The 22007-nt window shown below is 60.1% G+C and carries 18 protein-coding genes; 7 read left to right on the top strand and 11 right to left on the bottom strand.

Annotated features, from left to right (window positions below; all coding sequences use genetic code 11):
- Positions 1-83: 83 nt before the first annotated feature.
- From ctaD to BLR13_RS04605, 3 genes are all read right to left on the bottom strand, one after another.
- On the bottom strand, positions 84-1688 hold the full coding sequence (gene ctaD, locus BLR13_RS04615) for a cytochrome c oxidase subunit I (RefSeq protein ID WP_074827235.1): 1605 nt from the start codon (positions 1686-1688) through the stop codon (positions 84-86).
- Positions 1689-1861: 173 nt separating this feature from the next.
- Positions 1862-2368: a DUF6306 domain-containing protein gene (locus tag BLR13_RS04610; protein WP_143039791.1), complete on the bottom strand. Its 507-nt coding sequence runs from the start codon at positions 2366-2368 to the stop codon at positions 1862-1864.
- Positions 2369-2588: 220 nt separating this feature from the next.
- Entirely contained in the window at positions 2589-3488 is a 900-nt protein-coding gene (locus BLR13_RS04605) for a LysR family transcriptional regulator (protein WP_074831897.1), read from the bottom strand.
- Positions 3489-3849: 361 nt separating this feature from the next.
- Here BLR13_RS04605 and BLR13_RS04600 point away from each other — a divergent pair, with 361 nt between their 5' ends.
- A complete protein-coding gene (locus BLR13_RS04600) occupies positions 3850-4323 on the top strand; it encodes a universal stress protein (protein ID WP_074827238.1) in 474 nt (157 codons plus the stop codon).
- Positions 4324-4523: 200 nt separating this feature from the next.
- Here the strand turns inward: BLR13_RS04600 and BLR13_RS04595 are convergent, their stop codons facing one another.
- The 8 genes from BLR13_RS04595 to BLR13_RS04560 form a co-directional block, all read right to left on the bottom strand.
- The gene (locus BLR13_RS04595; protein ID WP_074827240.1) at positions 4524-5885 is read right to left on the bottom strand and encodes an oligosaccharide flippase family protein; all 1362 of its coding nucleotides are present in this window, start codon (positions 5883-5885) and stop codon (positions 4524-4526) included.
- Positions 5886-5942: 57 nt separating this feature from the next.
- A complete protein-coding gene (locus tag BLR13_RS04590) occupies positions 5943-6779 on the bottom strand; it encodes an AAA family ATPase (protein WP_074827242.1) in 837 nt (278 codons plus the stop codon).
- Between the two features lie 73 nt (positions 6780-6852).
- The gene (locus BLR13_RS04585; protein ID WP_244525095.1) at positions 6853-8388 is read right to left on the bottom strand and encodes a hypothetical protein; all 1536 of its coding nucleotides are present in this window, start codon (positions 8386-8388) and stop codon (positions 6853-6855) included.
- Positions 8385-10595 carry a polysaccharide biosynthesis tyrosine autokinase gene (locus BLR13_RS04580; RefSeq protein ID WP_074827244.1) on the bottom strand — a complete coding sequence of 737 codons (2211 nt, stop codon included), beginning with the start codon at positions 10593-10595 and terminating at the stop codon, positions 8385-8387. The genes BLR13_RS04585 and BLR13_RS04580 overlap by 4 nt, the downstream gene beginning before the upstream one ends.
- A gap of 153 nt (positions 10596-10748) precedes the next feature.
- Positions 10749-12773, bottom strand: a complete 2025-nt coding sequence (gene asnB / locus BLR13_RS04575; protein ID WP_074827245.1) for an asparagine synthase (glutamine-hydrolyzing) — start codon at positions 12771-12773, stop codon at positions 10749-10751.
- 4 nt (positions 12774-12777) lie between these two features.
- Positions 12778-13056, bottom strand: coding sequence for a hypothetical protein (locus BLR13_RS04570; protein ID WP_074827246.1), 279 nt, complete (start codon positions 13054-13056; stop codon positions 12778-12780).
- Positions 13053-13370: a hypothetical protein gene (locus BLR13_RS04565; RefSeq protein WP_074827250.1), complete on the bottom strand. Its 318-nt coding sequence runs from the start codon at positions 13368-13370 to the stop codon at positions 13053-13055. Before BLR13_RS04565 ends, BLR13_RS04570 begins: the two co-directional genes overlap by 4 nt.
- Positions 13367-14581, bottom strand: coding sequence for a glycosyltransferase (locus BLR13_RS04560; protein WP_074827252.1), 1215 nt, complete (start codon positions 14579-14581; stop codon positions 13367-13369). Before BLR13_RS04560 ends, BLR13_RS04565 begins: the two co-directional genes overlap by 4 nt.
- Before the next feature lie 849 nt (positions 14582-15430).
- Here BLR13_RS04560 and BLR13_RS04555 point away from each other — a divergent pair.
- The 6 genes from BLR13_RS04555 (at position 15431) to BLR13_RS04530 (ending at position 21761) form a co-directional block, all read left to right on the top strand.
- Positions 15431-16150, top strand: a complete 720-nt coding sequence (locus tag BLR13_RS04555; protein WP_074827254.1) for a nucleotidyltransferase family protein — start codon at positions 15431-15433, stop codon at positions 16148-16150.
- Between the two features lie 65 nt (positions 16151-16215).
- Positions 16216-17352 (top strand): DegT/DnrJ/EryC1/StrS family aminotransferase, encoded by a 1137-nt coding sequence (locus tag BLR13_RS04550; protein WP_074827256.1) that lies wholly within the window; start codon positions 16216-16218, stop codon positions 17350-17352.
- Positions 17349-18047, top strand: a complete 699-nt coding sequence (locus BLR13_RS04545; protein WP_074827258.1) for a sugar transferase — start codon at positions 17349-17351, stop codon at positions 18045-18047. The genes BLR13_RS04550 and BLR13_RS04545 overlap by 4 nt, the downstream gene beginning before the upstream one ends.
- Positions 18048-18065: 18 nt before the next feature.
- The gene (locus tag BLR13_RS04540) at positions 18066-19073 is read left to right on the top strand and encodes an SDR family NAD(P)-dependent oxidoreductase (RefSeq protein WP_074831899.1); all 1008 of its coding nucleotides are present in this window, start codon (positions 18066-18068) and stop codon (positions 19071-19073) included.
- 154 nt (positions 19074-19227) lie between these two features.
- Entirely contained in the window at positions 19228-20973 is a 1746-nt protein-coding gene (locus BLR13_RS04535) for a glycosyltransferase family 9 protein (RefSeq protein WP_143039792.1), read from the top strand.
- On the top strand, positions 20970-21761 hold the full coding sequence (locus BLR13_RS04530) for an adenylyl-sulfate kinase (protein WP_244525094.1): 792 nt from the start codon (positions 20970-20972) through the stop codon (positions 21759-21761). Before BLR13_RS04535 ends, BLR13_RS04530 begins: the two co-directional genes overlap by 4 nt.
- The last annotated feature ends 246 nt before the right edge of the window (positions 21762-22007 follow it).

The following is a 22007-nucleotide window of genomic DNA, read 5'->3' as shown; positions in this document are numbered from 1 at the left end:
GCATGCACCAGCGCTGCAGTGCGGAGTCGTCGTGCATCGGGCTGGGAACAAGCCGCCGTGAATGGCCCGAGCGAGATGGAGCGTTAGGCAATCCGCGGCAGCACCTCGAATTGATGAAACGGCGGCGGTGAGGACAGCGTCCATTCCAGCGTGGTTGCGCCGGATCCCCACGGATTGTCCGCAGCCTTTTCCTTGCGGATGAACGCGTAAGCCAGACCCACAAAGAATACGATCAGCCCTGTCGCTGAGATGTAGGACCCAATGGACGCAATCTGGTTCAACCCCGCGAATGCATCCGGATAGTCGGCGATACGTCGCGGCATCCCCGATAGCCCGAGAAAATACATCGGAAAGAACGCAAGGTTGACGCCGACGAAGGTCAGCCAGAAGTGCAATTTCCCGAGGGCTTCCGAATACATGTAACCGGTTATTTTCGGAAACCAGTAATACCAACCTGCGAAGATGGCGAATACGGCGCCGAGGGACAGCACATAGTGGAAATGCGCAACCACATAGTAGGTGTCCTGCAATGTTCGGTCGACGCCCGGATTGGCGAGCACGACGCCGGTGACGCCGCCGACCGTGAACACGAAAATGAACCCGACGGCCCACAACATCGGCGTCTTGAATCGTATGGAGCCGCCCCACATGGTGGCGATCCATGAGAAGATCTTGATCCCGGTCGGCACCGCGATCACCATGCTTGCGGCGGCAAAGTAAGCCTGGGCGCTGCTCGACATGCCGACGGTGTACATGTGATGGGCCCAGACCACGAAGCCGATGAATCCGATGGCGATCAGCGCATACACCATTCCGAGATAGCCGAAGATCGGCTTGTGGCTGAATGTGGAGATCACGTGGCTGACCATGCCGAAGCCCGGCAGTATCATGATGTAGACCTCGGGGTGGCCGAAGAACCAGAACAGGTGTTGAAACAAGATCGGGTCTCCGCCTCCTTCTGCACCGAAGAATGTCGTTCCAAAATTTCGGTCGGTCAGGAGCATGGTAATGGCGCCGGCGAGTACAGGCAGCGACAGCAGCAACAGGAATGCAGTCACCAGGACCGACCACACGAACAGCGGCATCTTGTGCAGGGTCATGCCTGGCGCACGCATATTGAAAATGGTGGTAATGAAATTGATTGCGCCGAGGATGGAGGACGCCCCCGCGAGATGCATCGACAGGATCACGAAATCGATGGCCGGTCCTGGATGGCCGGACGTCGACAGCGGTGCGTAGAGCGTCCAACCGGTGCCGGGACCGTTCGAGCCCGGCTCACCTTCCACGAACATCGAAATGATGAGCAAGGCAAACGACGCAGGGAGCAGCCAGAAAGAAATGTTGTTCATGCGTGGAAACGCCATGTCCGGCGCGCCAATCATGAGCGGCACCATCCAGTTGCCAAATCCGCCCATCATCGCCGGCATGAGCGTGAAGAAGATCATGATCAGGCCATGGCTTGTCACGAACACGTTATAGGTGTGCGTATTGGAGAAAATCTGCAGCTCGGGCTGCTGCAACTCCATCCGAATCGCGACCGAGAGAATTCCGCCGATCAGTCCCGCACCTATCGCGAACACGAAATACATCGTGCCGATGTCTTTGTGGTTGGTCGAATAAAGATAGCGGCGCCATCCGTCAGGATGATCGTGCGTGTGGAGACCGTTCGTCGTGGCTGTGGACGGCATCCTTAACCTCCATGACTTTCAAGGCTGAGCGGAGGCGGCCGCGTCCTTTGCATGACGGCTCGCCCGGCGCGACCCCTCAACACCCGTCACGATTGGTGCCGCTCCAGCCGTGTTTACCGTCGATCCGGATCGTGGACCGGGACCGACAGACGCAGGGGCAGCAACGCAGATCGCTATGCGAGAAGCGTCTCAAGTTGCTCGATTTGCTGTCGATGAAATCGCAGTATCTTCATGAGATGAGAGTTCAACTCGGCGTCGAAGATGTTGAGAACGGCTTCCTCGATCGTTCGAACCAGCTCGTTCTGAGTGAACCTTGCGTATGCGATTGCCTGCTCGAGGGTGGACTGCACGCGATGTTCGTTGACCGGACGTCGGTGAGGCGCTGCGACGGCTGCGTCTTTCCTTGCGATTTCGCTCTGGAGCAGGATGCAAATGGAGCCTTGGTCTAACTCGGACTTGAGAATCAGATCGGCGACCCGAGGGTCGGCTGTGCGACCGATGTCGGCGAGCGCCTTCGTGCCTATCGTTTCTCGCTCCAAAAGGGACTTGAGAAACGCCACCATTTCTTCCCTGGACCAATAGCCGAGGTAGGCTGGATCTACCTCATGCATCCAGCAAGGAGACGATGAGCATTCGCGAATCGCGTCGACAGTCTGTGGCCGCAATGGAGCTTTGTGCATTGAACTGTTCCCATGGGTCCGTGACGTCGTGGGACTGTCTAATGTCCGGACGAAATATCATGGATCTCGCTGGGTACCTTCTTCGCTTCTCTTGGTTTTACAAGCGAGAAATACTGGCTATCAAATTCGGAAGAGTGGATACATGAGAAACGATCGGGCCGGATGATGCAGGCTCCAACGAGTCTGCTTCAGCTGCAGCGGCGGCGTCGCCTCGCTGCACCTAGCGCCGCTTTTGAGCGGCTCGCTTGGCCACTTTCTTGTCAGCTGTCTTGTCTGTTTCCGGGTTGGCGAGCCGGTGCATGATCTCGAGCGCGCCACCGAACAGATCGCGATCGTATTCGAGGGGATATACGACGTAAGCGGGCATCGAGAATTCTGGAGCGCCGCCGATTAGATGTAGCCGTTGGGCTTTAAGGTGAGGCAAGACGATCCGCTTGGGAAAATAGCCGGAGCCGCCGTTTTCCAGAACGTGCTGCAATCCCAACCAGCCGATATTCGCGGATAGCGATGGCCCGACGAAATTCGGAAAGCACGCGCTGTGCCTGACATAAAACTCCGGACCCCAATCGACATACACATAGCCGGGTTGGGGCTCAGGTTTACTCTTGGGATCCGTTGAAACCAGGATGAGCTTCTCTTCGAATAGCTGCTCGATCTTCAATCCGGGACGGCTCTGTGGGGTGTACATGACCCCGATATCCGCTCGTCCCTCGATAAGCCCTTGCATGAGTTCTGGTTCAAGGCCGCTTTCGGCACGAATGGATATTTCTGGCCTGGCCTCCTTCATGAGTTGAAGCCACTGCAGCAGGAACTCTTCCCACAGACCAATGCGGCCGCCGACCACCAGCGTTCCGCTAAACCCTTCGGGAATTCCGATGTCGTGTCGTGCCTGTTCGACCGTTCGAACGAGTGAAGCGGCGTGGCGTTGAAACTGCCGGCCGGCGGCGGTCAGCGTTGTACCGGCCTTGTTGCGGACAAAGAGTACGCAACCCAGTTGGTCTTCAAGTGTGTGAATGCGCGTGCTGACCGTCGACTGGCTGACGTGAAGTCGATCCGCAGCACTGATGAAGTTTCCCGCTGTAACAACCATGAGGAAGGTTCTGGCGAGTTCTGTGTCCATGCGCGCCTCCTTGATATCGATAGAGAAGATATCAAGTCGCAATATTATTCGTTTGTCAAAACTAATATGCGGTTTAGCTTGGAAACAAGGATGTGTTGCCTGGCTCATCGTGCGGCGCGCATTCCGAGAGAGACTCCAGCAGCGGGGAGGCATGCGTGATCACCATTCAGCTTCTTATTCTATGGGTTGTTTGCTTCGTATGGTTGTCTTCCTCCATCTCCATCCGTTTCCTCGGACTGGTTCTGATACGAAATGGACTGCGTGAGTTGCGGCTGCTCGATGGGTTGGTCGTCGCAAGCTCAGGAACGTCCAACCCTGACGTAGCCTGCGACATCGCACACTCGAAAAAGGAGGCTTGACCATGTACCGGAACATTCTCCTCGCCTACGACGGCTCACCGGACGGTCGCGAAGCGCTGGTTCAGGCGGAGAAGTTAGCGTCGATTTCCGGTGCGATGGTCCATGTGCTCGCAATTCTGGATCCTTCGGAGAACTTGCTTGTCGTTGAAGGGATGTCCTTCATCCCGGATAACCAGCGGTTCGGAATGCAATCAGCGCTTGACGCAGGCGTGAGACGCCTGCAGTGCGCCGGATGCGCCGCAGCGAACGACATCAGGTACGGCAAGCCTGCCGAGCAGATCGTGCTGTTCGCGCGAGAGATGAAAGCGGATTTGATCGTCGTCGGCCATCGAGATCAAGGGGCGGTTGCGCGCTGGTTAAATGGTTCGGTCGGCGCCACCATTCTGCACCACCCGCCCTGCAGTGTCCTCATCGCGGTGAAATCCGAACGAAAGAAGAGCAATGTTGCGCCGATCAGAAAAACGCAGGCGCGGTGAAGAACGATATCGGCCTGAGCGCCGGCGGCAGAGGCCGCGGTCTGCAGCGGTGGTGTTGTCCAGCCGCGGCCGAAGCTGGGTCGATGGGCAGCAGAACTTAACGGATTGCTGGCAGGGAATGCGGCCAAGGCTGCTCGCGAGCAGCTGACGTTGATCCGGATCTTCGAACAGCTGCGCGGGCGCGGTTATCCGGCGCGCCGCTAAAGGCGTGGCGCCAGGGAGCGCCGGAGCCTTGATCCGAACATCCCGAAGATACCCGGCAGCAATCGCAGATGCCGGGAGATGAAGAGTGCCATCGCGATGTTCCAGATAATCAGCGCAATGGTTGTCGCGATCGCTGCGCCCGTCAGCCCCAGAATGCTTATGAAGAAAATGCTGGCGACGACGTTTACGGCCGCGCTCAGAATCAGCAAGGCAGCGGCGCTGCGCTCGTGTTCGGTCATCGTCATGACGTATAGCTGTGAACCGTAACTCGCCGCGATCACCTGGCCGACGAGAAGAATGCGCAATGCGAGGACGCCGTTGGCAAAATCCTTGCCGAACCAGGTGAGGATGGGTTCCGCGAGCACCGCCAGCGCGAGCGCGATACAACCCGCCGCGCATAGTGTCCATGAAGCGGATTTCGTCACGAGAGCCTGCAGCGTCGCTCGATCATTCCGCGTGAACAGGCTCGAGATGGTAGGTGCGAACAGGGTGTTGATCGCGGCACGCGGCAACACCACCAGGAAGGAAATATTGAAGGCGAGGCTGTAGATTCCGGCATCCTTCGTTTCTCCGAACCAGCCGAGCAGAACGACTCCGGTTCGATTGAGAAGAGCCTCGGCGGCGGTGATGACCACAAGCGGAACAGCAGTGTGGCACCAGATCGAGGCAGCATATTCCGGGGGTGAATGTGTGATCACGTCGGGGCGAAGTCGGCGTATCGCGAGGCTGACGAGCCCGAGCGCCACGGTCGAACCAACCAGCGTCGCCATCATGACCAGTGGGGCATCGGTATGCCGGCTCAGTCCGAAGTGAGCCAGCACGACAAGGATCAGCAACAGGCCGTCCCGCGCGATCTTGTCCGGCGCCAGCGCCAGCACCACGCCGCCAAACCCGCGAACAATCGCGCAGCGTATCCACAACAGTGCCCAAACCGGTACAAGGACGAATCCAATGAGAAACGTATTCCTGAGTTCCGGCGTAAAGTGCCGAGACCAGACCAAGATGATCGAAGTCCCCGCCAATATCACCAGAATACCAACTGCGAGCGCTCGTTGCTCTGTATACCGGATTACGCCGCGCGCGAGGCCCCATGCTCCCTTGGTCTGGTAAGCGGGCAGAAAGCGCAGCAGCGCGATGTCGAAGCCGAGCGCGGAGAAATAGGCAAGGATCGTTATCCAGGCGGTGACGTAGGCGTAGACACCATAGGTGTCTGCGCCGACAAGTCGGGCGATCAGAAGTTGCGAGCAGGCGGTTACGCCGGCGCAAGCAACGAAGATCACGAACGCTGTGACGCCACCGAGAGCGACCCGCCTGATCCGAGCGCTACCAAGGTCCTGGTCAACAACTTCACTGGTCATGCGCTTTAGTGTCTCCTCTGCCGGGTGCCTCCCGGGTGGGGCCGTCCGGATCGAGGGTTACGAGGCCGTACGGCGTTCCAGAGTCTGATCAGCGCAACTCGAATCTGAGCAAGCCTGATTTCGTCGTGCCGCCGCGCGCTGTTCCATGCCGACCTGCGCCGTTATCTGTTTCTCGACCCGTTCCACGGCTTCGTTAAGCGAATGCTCATCGAGCGAGGTGGCAGTCATGATCTGCCTGCCCCCCTTACGCAGCAGATCGTGTAGGCAATCGACGACGGCCAACGACCTTAGGTTGGTCGTCAAATCAAATTCGAGCAGACGGTCGAACCTGCTCTCCAGACGTTGCCGGTCGCGCAGCCGCGCCTCCAGGATCTCGTCTGTTGCGTCGAGTCGAACAAGAAGGTCGGATTGCGGGATGATATGCAGCGCATGTGAGATCAGCAGTTCGTCCGCCACCCCGCAAAGTAGCGCAAGTGAACAGACCGCTTGGACGAATGCTTGGTCAAACAATACGATGTGGGCGCTACTTGACGCCTGAAACCACGATCGCGACAGACGTGACACGTATTGCGTGAGCCTGAACGACCAGAGGATGCTGGATGGCGGGAGTATTTTGATCAGGTTTAGCGCCGTTCCGACGTCGTGCGAACTGGCCAATGGATGGCGTGCCATCATCAGTATCTCGGCGAATGGACGGGTCAGGCGGCGTATCATCGAGGTGATCTGCTGGGTGGAGAGATCCGACGCAGAACGGATTTCATGCGGTGAACGCTCCGCCGGTCGCTGACTGAGGACGAGGTCCGTGGTGTGGCCACGTTCACGGAGTCGGGCCGCGAGAGCACGAGCGAAGGTGGTCTTTCCCGCACCTGGGGGACCGAAAAGTTCGACGATCATATCCGGACCTCGCTATGCAGATGGGGGGAATTGAAACCGGCCCATTCTCCATCCGGTGTTTGGGAATCGCGCCTCAAAGCATGCGCCAGATTTCCCGTTTGACCGCGCGAATGACGTCCGCCAAAGGCTGTTCGGCGTTGATGGAGACGACGTGTGCCCCGGAAAACGCCAGCCGTGGAATCGCTTCGATGCGCTTCTCGACGACCCCGGGGTCCATGTCCGGCTCGCGCCTTGCGGTAGTCTCGGGCTTGACGATCAGCTTGATGACGAGATCCGGGGGCAGGCGCTGCGCAAGGGCATAGGCGCTCGCCTCCCACCTGCGAATCCTGGATGGCGCCCACGCCAGACGCGTCAACAAGGGACCGTCATTGAATCCGCGAATTTCATTCTGCGGGTAGCGGTCGGTGATAACGACGAGCCCACGGCTTGCGGCGCGACGTGCGGCAAGCAGTTTCGTGCGCTTCTCGCGCGCCACGACCGTCGCCCAGACCATGAGCAACATGCTGTAGAGCAGCCCCGGAGGGGCCTTCGACACCTTGCCGTGTGATGATCCGCTCGGCTTGGTCCTTAGCAAGGGCGTCAACAATGGCACCATCAACTTGAGGGGGCGCAAAAGCAGGGAGGGGCGCCCGCCGCCGGTGCCGAAATAGATCGGTATGACGTCAATCTCGGAGCCGAGCCATGCGCGAATGGCAGCGCTGACGGTGCTCTTGCCGCTGCCGTCAATCCCGATCAGCGCCACCACACAACCGCCGCCCGGCGCGCGCCGGCTCCAGGGCCGCGGCAAATGCAGATAAAACTTATTGAGGCCGCCGGCGGCCCAATGAATTGCGCGCGCCGTACTGCGGAGCCGAGCCTCGAGCCCGTTGTACGTCCGGTATGGGGCGAAATGCTTCCGGATGGCTGTTCGCAAGCGACCACTTTCATCGAACGGCCCTTCGCCGCAAATGTCGTCGGCAAGCATCGCGCCGAGATCGTCGCCCAGCAATTCGGAAGCCCTGCTGGTGAGCTGCCCGCGATCAAGCGTTTCGGCAAGTCGCTTTCGGTCGAGCGCGAACCGGGCGAGCGCCGTCCGCCAGCCGCGGAGCGTAACCGGGTCCAGACGCCGCAGTTCGAGGCAGGCGCGTACACCGAGCAGCACGGCTTCGCTCGCGGGATCCAGCATCTTCACCTGCAGGGTCGGGTGAACGATGGCGCGCGCCAGGACGCTGGTCTCCCAGGGAACTCGGTAATTCTTGTGAAGGCGCTCGCCGACGATCAGGCGGAAATGCAAATGAAGATGTGTCAACCGGCCGCTCGGCTCGTCATAGCCGAGATAGCTTAGAATTGCCGGATGGTCGCGTGTCGCGACGGAAGGAAAAAGCTTGAATCCGCGCCCGAGCAAAATCGCCTGGGCGCGGTGCTGGTCGTGCCGCGCAATGAGAAGGTCGAGATCCGCATCGCCTGCCAGGACTGCTTCAAGGCGGCAGCCGCTTTTCCAGTAGCAATAAGTAACCGCCTGACGATGAAAGTCGTCCAGGACCGCCAGCAGCAGAGGAAGGATCCGATTATCCCTGGGCAACGTGACGATCGTGTCCGGATCCCGTTCAAAAGCAGCGTTTCCCATCATTGCGAGACCTCGATGCTTGATCGTTCGCAGCTGTTAGCTCCAGCTGCCGGTTTCGAATGCCGTCCTCCGAGACGGCTCCATGCGTTCGTGAGTGATGTTGAGATCCGTAGTCGAAGCAAACGAATCCTGAATATGGCCCGCCGGTATCGTCGCAGCAGCGCGAGGTTCAATCCGGCTCCGCGTGACCTCAGCCAAGCAAATGCGGCAGCCATCCGTCCATTCGTGCCGGCAGACCCATTCGCGAAGATAGGCGCATAGGAGCTGCTAAACGCAATTGCAGGTCGTTCCCTGTCGGGGGCGGAATAATAATAGCTCCCGTAGTTCGAAAAATATTCGCCGGCGTCGCCGTATCCGTAATACGAATGCTGTTTTAGATCGACTTGCGAAATCAGCGCGCTCACGTGCCGGAGCTGCTGCGCGGAGTGGCGGTTGGGTCTGCGGAGCAGGTTCAATGCGTTCTGCGCAAGCTCTCGCGGTGTGCTGCCCCATTTGACCACGAAGAGGTTCTCGTCGGCCATGGCGGCGAGCAGCCGTGTCTCGGCGCTGGCGAGCACCGGCGGACTGTCGATGATCACGTAGTCGTAACTCCTGCGCAACTGGCGCAGCAAATTCTGCATCCTGTTGCCGTCGAACAATATCCGCGGATCAAAGGTATTTCGGCTCATCGGCAGGTAATCAAGCCCCAGCTCCGGGATCGACTGGATCACGTCTGCCAGCATGTGGTTCTTGAGCAGGACGTCAAGGAGCCCCTGTTCGGCTTTGCCGCCAAGTTCACGCAGGATCGATGGATTTTTGAAGTCGAGGTCGATCAAGAGAACACGTTGCCCCAGCAGCGTCAGGCTGACGGAAAGGCTCACCGCCATGGTGGTCTTTCCCTCCGCGGGCAAGCTTGAGGTAATCAGGATTACTTTCGATGGGTTGAATGGAAACAGCAGTTGTCTGGTTGCCACGATCGAGCGCATCGCCTCGGCATAGGCAGCCATGGGATCGCTTACGAGATACTGATGCAATCGCCGGGTTCCATTTGGTTTCGCGACCTGCGGAACCAGCCCGATGCAGGAGACGCCGAGGGCCGCGCTAACTTCGCTCTCGCTTCGTAGCCCGCGATCAAGTCTCTCCAGAATGACGGCCAGTAGCGATCCGCAGACCAGAAGCACGACCAGCGTGGGAAAAATGAACAGGAACGGGTTCGGAGAGCTCGGCCGCTCCGGCGTCGCGGCCAGCGACAGGATATAGGCGCCGGACGTAATGCGTTCTTGCAGGTCCCGGATATCCTGCTGGCGGCGCAGCAGGGCGCGATAGAGCTGTCCCTTCGCCATCGCTTGACGTTCGAGCTCTTGCAGATGTTGATCGGATTCACGGGTTGTGCCCGTCTTCTTCGCAGCGTCGATTCGTTGCCGCATGAAGGCCTGTACGGCTGCGCTGGATTGTTCAAGCTCGGTCTTCATCTCTGCAATGCGACTGTCGAGTCGAATCAATTCGTTGCTCGCATATGCCCGCTTTTTTTCACTCTGACCCCCGACATAGAGCTCGGCGATCCGGTTGGCAATTGTCCTGGCAGCATCGGGGTCCGTCGATGTGTAGCTAACGGCGATGACGCGGGAGCGTCCTTCCTGATCGATCCTGAGATGGCGTTTCAGTTCGTCGACGTTCAGCGTCGGTTCTCCGCTGCTGACCCCCCCCACCCAAATGCGCAAGCGGTGTGCCAACTCCGAAGGGCCTGGGAGCCATCGCGCCGAGGTGGCGTGTCGCGGCTCGCGATCCGCGGCGCGTTCGGTCTCGATTCGTTGAGTAGCGGGCGCTGCCGTGTGAAATTGCGGATCGTCCTGCAGATTGTCCACGACGTGCTGCAGGTTGTCACGAGAGAGCAGTACGGTCACGTGCGTCTCGACGCTGCCCTCATCTTTGGGGGCTGCGGCGCCTTGAGCGCTGCTGGAGGGTAGATCGACCGCGATCTGTGCTGCCGCGGTATATTTGGGCGGCTTCAACAACCCAACTGTAAACACCAGCATCGCGCCGCACAGTGCGATGGTCAGGATAAGCCGCTTTCGGCGGCGCAGGAGGTTGACGAGTTCGAGAAAGTGAAGTGAGTCGGCCGTGGACTTGTCGCTTGTCGATGGCGCGGCACTCGCACTGGTCTCCACGGGCGCGGACACGGGCACCTGCGGCTCGGCTTCGTCGGTCGTTTGATCCCAATGTTTATTCATTGCCGACCCCTTGATTCATCTGCGGCGGGTGCTCCGGAGTTGTTGTGGTGTTGGTGCCGGCAAAGTGCAGTATCGCACCAAATCATGGAGCGCCCGGCCGATCGTTGTCCCTGAACGGAAATCGACTGGCCCAGGCCATATGGTGCAGGGGATCTAGCCATAGGCTCTCAAACTCCTTGCTTGAGGCGCCGAGGACATCTCCGCTTGGTCGGCCCCGAAAGATGACTGCGGCAATTTCGAATTGCGGGTGGAGTCGAGCCATGCCTGAACCATCAGAATGGCCCACAGTTCACCCGATCGATCGCGTCGTCCGCTGAGATGCTGCTGCCAGCAGGCCTGGATGCGGCCGGAATGAAGCAGGCCCTCGCGCCGGATTCTTGCTCCGTCAAGCAGCTCTTCTGTCCAGCCGCGCAAGGGGCCGGTCAGCCATTCGCCGATAGGGACATTGAAACCTTGCTTCGGCCGCTCGAAAAGCGATTCGGGCAGGTAGCGGCGGAGCACGCGCCGCAATGGCATTTTACCTTGGCCGTCGCGGATCTTGACGGCGGTGGGCAGGCGCCACGCGAACTCGACGACGCGATCGTCGAGAAACGGACATCGTCCCTCCAGACTGGCCGCCATTGTCGCGCGGTCGAGCTTGACCAGAATATCGCCGGTCAGATAGCCGGCCATGTCGCGATAGATGAACCTGCTAACCGCGTCGGGGAGCGGTGGAACGTCCGCCGTATCGGCGGCTCTCGGATCGAGAACCACGGGTGTCGAGCCGAACCTGGTCAGCTGATTGTAACGCTCCTGCTCGTCCGAAGCCTCGAGTGCGCGCGCGAATTTTTGCAGGTTGACGCCGTTAAACGCCGGACGAAACCTGGCCGGTAGTTGAAGAATCCGGGAGATCTCCAGCAACGCTTGCGGCGTCAGCTTGAGGAGTGCAGCGGCCACCAATCGGCGCAGGCTGGAAGGGAGCCGAAACAGAGCGGCGAGCCGTTCCAGCATGAAATGTCGCGAGTATCCGCCAAAACACTCGTCGCCGCCGTCTCCGGATAATGCGACGGTGACGTGTTGCCGTGCCAGCCGCGAGAGCAGCAAAGTTGGAACTTGCGATTCGTCGGCAAACGGCTCATCCCAAATCTGCGGCAATTCCGGGATCACCGCGCAGACTTCTGCAGGTGTCAGGCGAAACTCGGTGTGGTCGGTGCCAAAATGCCGCGCCACCCGGGACGCGTGCGCCGCCTCGTCATATTCTGCTTCGCAGAAGCCGATGGTGAAGGTGCGAATGGGACGCGACGATTGAGCCTGCATGAGCGCGACAACCGTTGAACTGTCAATTCCTCCGGACAGGAAGGCACCAAGCGGCACGTCGGCGACCATTCGTTGCCGCACGGCGCTCCGGAGCAGCCAATCAAGCTCGGTATCGAGCTCGGATTCATCGAGGATGAGCGGCTGCCGCTGCCCGGCCTCCGCGACCGCGGCGAGCGACCACCAGGGCCGAACCGTTTCCCGCAAGCTTTCGACACTGGCCGTCTCCAAATCTTTCGCACGGACCGAAAGCATCGTGCCAGGCGGCAACTTGAAGACGCCCTTCCAGATACAATGTTGGTCCGGCATCCAGCCCTGACGAAGCATCATCGCCAGCGCCCGCGTATCAACCGTCGGCCGGAAAGCAGGATAAGCCAGAATTGCCTTCAGCTCGGATGCGAACAGGAGCGCGCCGTCAGAAAGTGCAACATACAGCGGCTTTTTTCCCATGCGATCGCGGACGAGATGCAGAACGCGATGCTTGCGGTCCCAAACGCCGGCGGCGAACATTCCGGAAAATTGCTTGAGCGCTTCCTCGATGCCGTAGCTTTCGAACGCGGCCAGCATAATCTCGGTGTCGCTGTTGCCCCGGAAGCGGTGACCTTTGGCTTCCAGGCCCGGCCGCAGGCTGGCGAAATTGTAAACCTCGCCGTTGAACGTCATGACGAGGTTTTCATCGGCCGACAGCATCGGCTGGTGGCCGGCGTCGGACAGATCGACAATCGCGAGACGACGATGGCCAAGCGCGATGCCGCTGTCTCGATCGAGCCAGACGCCACCGCTATCCGGCCCGCGATGATGGAGCGTTGCTGCCATCGCATCGATCGCGGCAAGATTGCGCGGGTTCGTTGCGCGGGTGATCAGAATGCCTGCGATACCGCACATCTCGTCAGCTCCATTGTCGCGTCGGTGCGGCCTTGCGGCTTTCCGCGGCGACCAGGCAGATTGCGATCGCAAACCAGAAGCTCGGATGGCGGACAATCAAATGGAAAATGCTGAAGATCGTCAGCCCGCAAAGCAGTACCGTTAATCCATCCAGCCTGGTCCGGTAGGTCAGCAGGAACGCTGCCGCTACCAGCCAGACGAGACGGAGGATTGCCATTAGTCCACCCTGGGTGAAAATATCGAGCAGCGTGTTATGGGCCTCGAAGTTTGGCGTGCCGTTCACTTTGGGATGCTCCAGGTTCTTTGGCTCTCCCGAGGAATCCTGTCGTCCTGCGAGAATTGAGGGTGGTATCGGAAGGTGTGGACCCGGCCCGAGCCCGAGCAATCCCGATTCAATCCCGCGATCGATCGCTTGCTGCCATGCCTGGAGTCGGATACCAGCCGGGAAAGCGCCGGTGTGAATTGAGGACCGAGCCGAGCCGCCTCGCGGCCGAGCATCAGGCCGATCCAGAGCACGAGGCAAATTTCGCCGGCAGGCCGCAACTGGGACGCGGTCGACAGCAAAATTCCCAACACCAGCAGCAGGTCTCGCTTCATGAAAACCTCTCGTTTCCGAGCGAAACGCGGTCGCGGCCCTTCCTGGCCGCCTGCAGTTTGCTTCGAAGAGGATCATCGAGCAGTTCGTTGTAGGCCGCGATATAGCGGGCAACGGTGAGATCGAGGTTGAACTCCTGCCTCACCAGCTCTGCGGCGCGCGCGGCCATTGCGCGTGCAATGGAGCGATCGTCCAGCAGATCGAGGATTTTCGTTGCCAGCAGGCGCGGCGAGTGTGGTGGAACGAGAAAGCCGCTCCAGCCGTCGCGAACCACGTCGTTGCAGCCGGGCATATTTGTCGCCACGATGGGCAGCCCGGCGAGCGCCGCCTCAAGCAGCGCGCGGGGTACGCCCTCGCGATACTCGGTGGGGAACGCGAAGACGTCGGCGGCCTTGAGCAACGAGGGGACGTCCGATCGCGTGCCGACGGCGACGACGTAGGGGGCGTGGCGGTCGAGCTCGGCCTGTGTTACCGCCAACGGTCCCTCGCTCTCGCGCGGCCCGACAAGCAGAAAACGCACGGTTGGTCGGGCCGCGTGAATCAATGCCGCAGCCTCAAGCAGCGTTGGGATCCCCTTCTGCCGGGTGAGGCGCGTGACGGTAATGACGATTTCGCAGTTTTCGAGCCCAAGCGACCGGCGAAGGTCTGCTGCTGAAGGCTCCGCTGCCTCCGCACGCTCAAACCGCGTGACGTCGATCCCCGATCCGGGAATCAGTCGGCTCGATCCCTTGCCGACGATCGCGAAACGTTCAAAAAACGCCTGGTCGTCGCGGTTCTGAAACACCGTCATCGCCGTTCCGCGTGCGGCCAGGCGGTGGAGCGCGACGTAAACGGGCCGGAGTGCCAGGGCCAATGCGGAATGCGAGGAGTAGATCCAGCCCAGTCCGTTGATCGTTCGAATGACGGCGATTCCATCGAGGCGACGCGCCGCGAGCGGAACCAGCAGATTCGGTTTCGTGTCGAAGCACTGAACGAGATCGGGACGGACATCGGCGATCAGCCGCGCGAGCAATTTGATTGCGGCCAAATCGGCCAGCGGATTTACAAACCGGTCGAAGCGGTATGAGTGATACTCGATCCCGGCACTCGCGAACGGAGTGGCGTCTCCGGTGCCGGCGGCAGTCACTTTGACGCCGCGCTGGCCAAGAGCGAGCAGGAACGGAATCCTAAGATAATGATCCTCCCCTCCGATGCAAAGCAACCGCGGGTTCATGGCAGGATCCTTCTCGCTGCGTTTGCAGGATGGGCCCCGGTCGGAAGTATGTGTTGAACCAGCACGCCGCAGACCGTCTGTTCTGCCCAGCGGGCGCTGCGCACCAGGCAATCAATGCGACAGAGAAATCGATGCAATAGAATATCCAAATTCATGGCACGCCTCGCAACGTCGAGGGACGGCATTATCAACATCAAGCAATCGATGAAGCAGCGAGAAACGTTAGCAACATTGGCTTCGAAAGAATTGGCGCATTGCGAGGTACCTAGAAGGGGGTATTCACCGGACTGGCCGCCGAAGACGTGATGAGCTCACCGGCGGGACGCCGTCGGGGCCACCAGATTTCCAGCTTCGAAACGTGCCACGGCGAATGCTTGCTACCTTGCAGGTCGGCAAGCCGAAAGGCCTTGATCTGTGCGGCACCAGAACGCATCGGGTTGCGCCCGTCGGCCCGGAAAACGGCCGCGCGCGCTAATCGAGAAGACGCGGCTGCGGACCACGTTCTCCGGGCATAGCTCCGTCAAAAGTGCTGGATAGGAGGCCGCGATGCCCGACATGATCGCGATCCGAAGCTGTTGGTGGGCTACCCACTTCGATGTAGCACGACGAGCGCGCCGCCGCTCGCTGCCAGCGGGTGGTAATGCGCCTTTGCCATGCGCGCTGATGGCGAGCCAGCTAACATCCAGCTAGCATCACAAGGATGTGTTGATGAGCTACATCGACTTTGAGGACCATATTTTAGGGAAGCGTGCTCGCGGTGCGAACATTTGAGTCAGTTGTGGCAATCGGGGCGCGAGCGTTGAGTAATGATCAAGGTGATTAATCGAGCAAATCATACAGGAGAGGCAAATGAAAGCTGTTATCCAATGCGGCGGAAAGGGCATGCGCTTGCGCCCGCACACCTCCATTTTGCCAAAGCCACTTATGCCGATTGGAGCGCGACCTGTGCTCGAGCTGTTGCTCAAATGGCTCAGGCGAAACGGCATCAAGGAGGCTTTCATCACGACTGGATACCTGGGTCACCTCATTCGCAGCGTTTGCGGCGATGGTAGTCAGTGGAACATGCGGATCACTTACACCCAGGAGATGGAGCCGCTTGGAACCATCGGTCCGTTGTCACTCCTGCGCGAACACCTCGACGCGCCGTTCCTGGTTCTTAACGGCGACGTACTTACCGATCTTAACCTCAACCAGTTCGTGAACTGTCATCGACGACATCACGGGCCTCTCACCATCGCTACCGCGACCCGCCCCACCAAGATGGACTTCGGCGTGATCGAGGAGACTGACGGACGTGTGAGGGAGTTTCGCGAGAAGCCTGAACTGTCGCATCTCGTCAGTATGGGTATCTACTGCATGGATCCCGCAGTTCTCGATCGCATTCCGTCGGGTGTGCCATTCGGCTTCGACGATTTGATGCTTGAGATGCTGGAGGAGGGGGCACCTGTGAACGTATTCAAACACAACGGCATGTGGCTCGATATTGGGCGAGTGGAGGATTTCCACAAGGCTCAGGATGTCGCCTGGGACGAGCAGTCGCCCGCGTTCGCGCCAACCATCGCTGCTTGAAGCAATGCCGCATGTCGCGGTGATTGCTCCAGCCGGTTAAACGGTCGATCAGATCGGGGTTGAACATGCTGTTGGTATCAGAGCCCATCTTGGGGGCGGAGGAGAAAGCAGCCCTGGTCGCTGTCATTGACAGCGGCTGGGTCACGATGGGAGACCGGGTTCAGGAATTTGAGCAGGCGTTCGCTCGCCTGCACGAAGCCGAAGATTCGGTCGCCGTCAGTTCCTGCACCTCAGCCCTTCACCTCATCCTGCACGGGCTTGGCATTGGACCAGGCGATGAAGTTCTTGTTCCATCGCTGACGTTCGTCGCCACCGCCAATTGCGTGCGCTATGTAGGGGCACAGCCGGTCTTCGTCGATATCGAGTCGGCGGAAGTACCGTTGATCTCGTTGGATGAGGCCGAAGCCAAGTGCACCGCGAGAACCAAAGCGGTCATTATCGTGCATTTTGGCGGTTATCTGGCGAATCGTGACGCCTGGCAGTCCTTTGCTCGCCGCAAGGGCTTGCTCCTGATCGAGGACGCTGCGCACGCGCCGGGTCTACCTGCGGCCGGGACCTTTGGCGAGGCGGCGGCATTCAGCTTTTACGGCAACAAGAACATGACGACCGCCGAGGGAGGCGCAATCATTGCTCGCAGCCGATCATTGAGAGAAGCCATCAGGCGAGCGCGATCGCATGGCATGACAAGCGGCACGCGGCAGCGCCTCGACAGCCGTAGTCCGGATTACGATGTGACGATGCTTGGATTCAACTACCGCATGGACGAGTTGCGAGCTGCCGTCGGCCTCGCACAGCTAAAGAGATTGCCGGAATGGAATGACGTCAGACGACGTCTGTCGTTGCACTATCGCCAGCTCATTGCCGCGCTTTGCCCGTCGGTAATGGTGCCATTCGCGGATCCATGGCCATCGGCGCATCACCTGATGCCGGTCTTGCTTCCGCCCGGAGTCAGCCGGCAAGCCGTCATCGATGGGCTGCGCAAGCGAGGCATTCAGACCACCATCCATTATCCCCCTGTACATCACCTGACCTATTACCGGGAGAATTGCCCGGATTCTCGTTTGCCGCGAACCGAGGAATTTGCCCGACGGGAGCTCACGCTACCTCTCCATCCCCGGATGACCCCGGAAACCGTCGAACTCGTCGTGAATTCGCTTGCGGCCACACTGGGTGCAGAGCTTTCGATGGAGGTAACGGCATGACCATGCGCGACGCGGTGGACGAACTTTCCCGGGCATCTCTCGGGGTGGATGTCGGCTTGCGGCGTGCCCTCGATATACTCTGTGCTGCGGTGGCAGCGTCCGTTCTCGCGCCCGTCATGCTGATCGTGGTGATTGCAGTATGGGCCGAAAGCGGAGGACCGATCCTGTTCTCGCAGCTTCGGCTTGGACAGCATGGCCGGACGTTCCGGATGTACAAATTTCGCAAATTCTGGCCGAGCTGCGACAACCACGGAAGTCCGCTTACGGTCGAAGAAGACGACCGCCTGACGGCGGTCGGCCGCGTCCTTGCCGCATGCAAGCTGGACGAGTTGCCGCAGCTCTGGAACGTTCTGCGGGGTGATATGTCGCTCGTGGGACCGCGGCCCGAATCGCTTGCCTTCAGCGACTGCTTCCGCAACGGATACGAGAAGGTTCTTGAGCACAAGCCCGGCCTTTTTGGGCCATGCCAGGTCATCTTTCGGCATGAAAGCAAGCTCTTTCCCGCTGGTGTTGCTGCGGTGGAGTTCTATCGACAAGTTCTGTTCCCTGCCAAAGCAAAGATAGACCTCGCCTATTTCTCGCGCCGAACTCTGGTTTCCGATCTCGGCTGGATCATTCGGGCGGCCTGGATGATCGCGGTTGGGTCGCGGATCGAAACGGGGCCCGGGGGTCAGTCAAACGTGACCACTAAATGAGACGGGACATCGATGGCCATGAGTTACACTGGTGCCAAGATCCTCGTAACGGGTGCGGACGGCTTCATCGGTTCGCACCTGACTGAAGCCCTTGTTTCGGCGGGAGCCGAAGTTACCGCGCTTGCTCAATACAATTCCTTCGACAGCCATGGTTGGCTTGACGAGCTGCCGGAGCAGGTCCGAGGGAAAGTCAAGCTCGTCCGTGGCGACGTCCGCGATGCAGCTTTCATCAATCGCCTCGTGCATGGACACGAAATCGTCTTTCATCTCGCAGCACTGATCGCGATACCCTATTCGTACATCGCGGCGCAATCCTATGTGGAAACGAACGTGCTCGGGACCTTGAACGTGCTCGAGGCGGCGCGGCAGCACGGTACCGAGCGGATCGTGCAGACGTCGACGAGCGAGGTCTACGGCACCGCTCTGACGATGCCGATCGATGAATCCCATCCATTGCAGGGGCAATCGCCATATTCAGCTTCCAAAATAGCCGCGGATATGATGGCGGAGGCGTTCGCCAGGTCATTCGGTGTACCAGTCGTAATTCTGAGGCCATTCAATACGTTCGGGCCACGACAAAGTGAGAGAGCGATCATTGGCACAATTATCCGGCAGGCACTCGATCCTTCGTGCCCCGCGATCATGGTAGGCGACGCGACGACCGTCCGCGATCTCACGTTCGTCACGGATACGGCTGCGGCATTCATGGCGGCCGGGCTCGCCGATGGCGTCGAATACGGCCAGGCATACAATGCTGGCAGTCAGCAGGCGATCAAGGTCGGCGATCTGATCGACATCATCGTCGATCTGACGTCCTGCGGCAAACCTGTGCTGCAGGACAGCAAGCGTCTGCGGCCGCCCAATTCCGAGGTGCGAGCGCTGCTGGCTGATTCCACCCGCTTCGCACGTGTGACCGGGTGGTCCCCGCGGGTCAAGTTGCGGGAGGGGCTGGGTAGGACGGTCGAGTGGTGGCGTGGCCGCTTTTCCGACAAGCAGGTCCGCCGGCAGATGGATTTCATCACATGATGGTCGCTCGCATTCGTGTGCGGGTTGCCTCGTGTTGCGATGTGCTTGTCGTGGTCGCCCTTTGCGGCGGCGCTCAGGCGGCGGCTCTCGCAAACGCGCAATTCCTCGTGGCATCCACGCTGGACCTGCCCCGTCATTTGGCCTGAAACGATCGATGCAAGAACACGCGCTTTCACCATCCTGCGACGAAGGTTCGCACCCACCGCACACGCCCGCCGGCGAGGAAGTGGTGGAGGCGCTGCGCGAACGATCTCCGTCCCTCCATCGTGAAGACGACGGGAAACCCCCGAAACCGTTGATCGCCGGCGATGCATCGCGCGGACCGCAAACGGGTGCCCTGACCAGGTTGACGGCGGCGTCGCCGATGCCGGCCCAACCTCCGATGCCGAAGGTGCCGGTTCCGCTGGACGAACTGCTGAAGGTCGCCGCCGAATTCTCGGAAGGAGGAAGATTTTCCGAGGCAGAGAGAATCCTCGGCCACATTCTGTCGGCTGCTCCGAATGAGCCGATGGCTCTGCACCAGAAAGGCGTTCTGCTCTTCCGCATGGGACACCACGAAGCGGCGGCCGAAATGATCGAGCGCTCGATCGGATTGGCCCCGGACGCCATCGTGTTTCGCCGCAACCTCTGTCCCATCCTCGAGCGGCTCGGACGCTACGACGACGCCCTGCGCGTCGGGTATCAGGCGTTCGATAGGGATCCCTATGATCTCCAGACGCTGCACAACCTGGCGATCGCTCATTATCGGAAATTGGAGCTGGATCAGAGCATCGCCTGTGCTCGTCGCGCGTTGGCGGTCGATCCTGCAGCACCGGGTCCGCATTTCCAACTGGCCGAGGCGCTGTTGCTTCGTGGCGAGTTTGCGGAAGGCTTGAAGGAGTATGAGTGGCGCTTTCGGATCGCTGGTGCGGCGCCGCTGCTGCCTCCGAATAAGCGCCCTCAATGGGATGGAGCGCCGCTGCCTGGCGCCACGTTGCTGCTGATCGCCGATCAGGGCTTCGGCGACTCGATCCAGTTCTGCCGCTATATCCCGTGGGTCTGCGCTCGTTGCCCCCGGGTGGTGGTCGTGGCCGACCCGCTCATGCATCCGGTGATCCGGCAGATTCATCCGGCGCTTGAAGTGGTGGGCCATTGGGACCAATGTCCGCCGTTCGACACCTATTGTCCGCTGTCCGGCCTGCCACGCTTGCATGGCACAACCCTCGATACGATTCCGAGCAAGGCCCCCTATCTCCACGCCGATCCGGCGCGCACCGCGGCTTGGCGGGCTCGCCTGCAGGACCTGATTCAGCCCGGCATTCGCCGCGTTGGTATGGTCTGGGCCGGCAGGCCAACGCACAACAATGATCTCAACCGTTCCATGAGCTTGGCGGCGTGGGCGCCAATTGCTGCGTTGGGTGGCATTACTCTGGTCTCCCTGCAGAAAGGGTCGGAGCAGAACGCGATTGCGGACTATTTCGGCCGTGCTCCGCTGCTAAATCTGGGCGCCGCGATTGCCGATTTTGCCGACACAATGGCCATCATCGAAACGCTCGATCTGGTCGTCACCGTGGACACTGCGGTGGCGCATCTGGCGGGCGCGATGGGAAAACCCGTCTGGATCCTGCTGCCCTATGCACCTGATTGGCGTTGGCTGCTGGAACGAAGCGACAGCCCCTGGTACCCGACCGCGCGGTTGTTCCGCCAGCCGAGCCCGGGTGATTGGGCCAGCGTGGTATGCCGGGTCGGCGAGGCTCTTTCTGAGCCGAGGCTCCAAGCGCAAAGGCGCGAAAAGCCGTGCAACCAGCTCTGCCCGGACGCCCCACTTCTTCAGGGAGGCCGCTCAGCGCCTGATCGCGCCTCTCGGGCGAAACGCAGGAAGCGCATCAAGACGGAAATATCTGGAGGTCTCCATCGATGACTCGTAAAATCCTCATTATGGGATTGCCGGGAGCCGGCAAGACCACGCTTGCGGGGGTGCTTGCGCCCCGATTGAACGCCGTCCATTTCAATGCGGACGATGTTCGTCGCGAGATCAACAAGGATTTGGGATTCAGTGCCGCCGATCGCGTCGAGCAAGCGCGCCGCATGGGTTGGCTGTGCGATCAGGTCGTCAAGACAGGTTGCTTCGCCGTCGCCGACTTCATTTGCCCCACAAGGGAAGCCCGTACCGCCTTCGAGGCGGGCGAAAGCTCCTTCATTGTCTGGGTGGATCGTGTGCAGCAGAGCCGGTTCGAGGACACCGACCGAATCTTCGTCGCGCCCGAGAGATACGACTTGCGCGTCACCGCCGAGGGGTCGCCCGAGTACTGGGCCGAGGAAATTGCAAGCCGTGTGCGACCGGTCTTCGATACTAAACGGCCGACCGCCTTGTTCGTCGGGCGTTACCAGCCTTTCCATAATGGCCACCGGGCCTTGATCATCGAGGGGGTGCGGCGGGTCGGCCAGGTTTGCATCGCAGTCCGTGATACGGCAGGAACCGACAACAACAATCCGTTCGACTTCGAATATGTGCGTGCCCGGATCGAGCACGCTCTTCGCGAGTTCGAGGGACGCTTCCTTGTGGTTCCGCTTCCCAACGTGACGCATATCTTCTATGGCCGCGACGTCGGCTACGCCGTCGAAAGGATTGATCTTGATCTCTCCTTGCAGGCGATCTCCGCCTCGGACGTGCGCCGCCGCCTGTCGGTCCGCACCGGGCGCGTGTGAGTGTGCATGGCGAGCGCCCACATGGCTTGTCAAGAACACCGGCAGGTCCCCCGCAGTCTTTTACTATGCGCCTGTCCAGAGCGAAGGTCGGGGACGAGGCGGGCGGCTTGGGGCCAATCAAAACCCTACCCATTTCTGGGTACCGCAAGTAGCTCTCCTGCAAGCGGTCTTACTCCACATGAGCAAGGCCGGGTTTCGCCAAAGCGATATAGTACTTTTGTTCGACCAGTTTGCCTTGACCATTGC

It is taken from the genome of Bradyrhizobium ottawaense (assembly GCF_900099825.1).
Classification (GTDB): Bacteria; Pseudomonadota; Alphaproteobacteria; order Rhizobiales; family Xanthobacteraceae; genus Bradyrhizobium; species Bradyrhizobium ottawaense_A.
This window is presented reverse-complemented; position numbering and strand designations above follow the sequence as displayed.

Coding starts and splice junctions, on each gene's coding strand:
- ctaD (WP_074827235.1), bottom strand. CDS start 1,688: ATGCCGTCCACAGCCACGACGAACGGTCTCCACACGCACGATCATCCT.
- BLR13_RS04610 (WP_143039791.1), bottom strand. CDS start 2,368: ATGCACAAAGCTCCATTGCGGCCACAGACTGTCGACGCGATTCGCGAA.
- BLR13_RS04605 (WP_074831897.1), bottom strand. CDS start 3,488: ATGGACACAGAACTCGCCAGAACCTTCCTCATGGTTGTTACAGCGGGA.
- BLR13_RS04600 (WP_074827238.1), top strand. CDS start 3,850: ATGTACCGGAACATTCTCCTCGCCTACGACGGCTCACCGGACGGTCGC.
- BLR13_RS04595 (WP_074827240.1), bottom strand. CDS start 5,885: ATGACCAGTGAAGTTGTTGACCAGGACCTTGGTAGCGCTCGGATCAGG.
- BLR13_RS04590 (WP_074827242.1), bottom strand. CDS start 6,779: ATGATCGTCGAACTTTTCGGTCCCCCAGGTGCGGGAAAGACCACCTTC.
- BLR13_RS04585 (WP_244525095.1), bottom strand. CDS start 8,388: ATGATGGGAAACGCTGCTTTTGAACGGGATCCGGACACGATCGTCACG.
- BLR13_RS04580 (WP_074827244.1), bottom strand. CDS start 10,595: ATGAATAAACATTGGGATCAAACGACCGACGAAGCCGAGCCGCAGGTG.
- asnB (WP_074827245.1), bottom strand. CDS start 12,773: ATGTGCGGTATCGCAGGCATTCTGATCACCCGCGCAACGAACCCGCGC.
- BLR13_RS04565 (WP_074827250.1), bottom strand. CDS start 13,370: ATGAAGCGAGACCTGCTGCTGGTGTTGGGAATTTTGCTGTCGACCGCG.
- BLR13_RS04560 (WP_074827252.1), bottom strand. CDS start 14,581: ATGAACCCGCGGTTGCTTTGCATCGGAGGGGAGGATCATTATCTTAGG.
- BLR13_RS04555 (WP_074827254.1), top strand. CDS start 15,431: ATGAAAGCTGTTATCCAATGCGGCGGAAAGGGCATGCGCTTGCGCCCG.
- BLR13_RS04550 (WP_074827256.1), top strand. CDS start 16,216: ATGCTGTTGGTATCAGAGCCCATCTTGGGGGCGGAGGAGAAAGCAGCC.
- BLR13_RS04545 (WP_074827258.1), top strand. CDS start 17,349: ATGACCATGCGCGACGCGGTGGACGAACTTTCCCGGGCATCTCTCGGG.
- BLR13_RS04540 (WP_074831899.1), top strand. CDS start 18,066: ATGAGTTACACTGGTGCCAAGATCCTCGTAACGGGTGCGGACGGCTTC.
- BLR13_RS04535 (WP_143039792.1), top strand. CDS start 19,228: ATGCAAGAACACGCGCTTTCACCATCCTGCGACGAAGGTTCGCACCCA.
- BLR13_RS04530 (WP_244525094.1), top strand. CDS start 20,970: ATGACTCGTAAAATCCTCATTATGGGATTGCCGGGAGCCGGCAAGACC.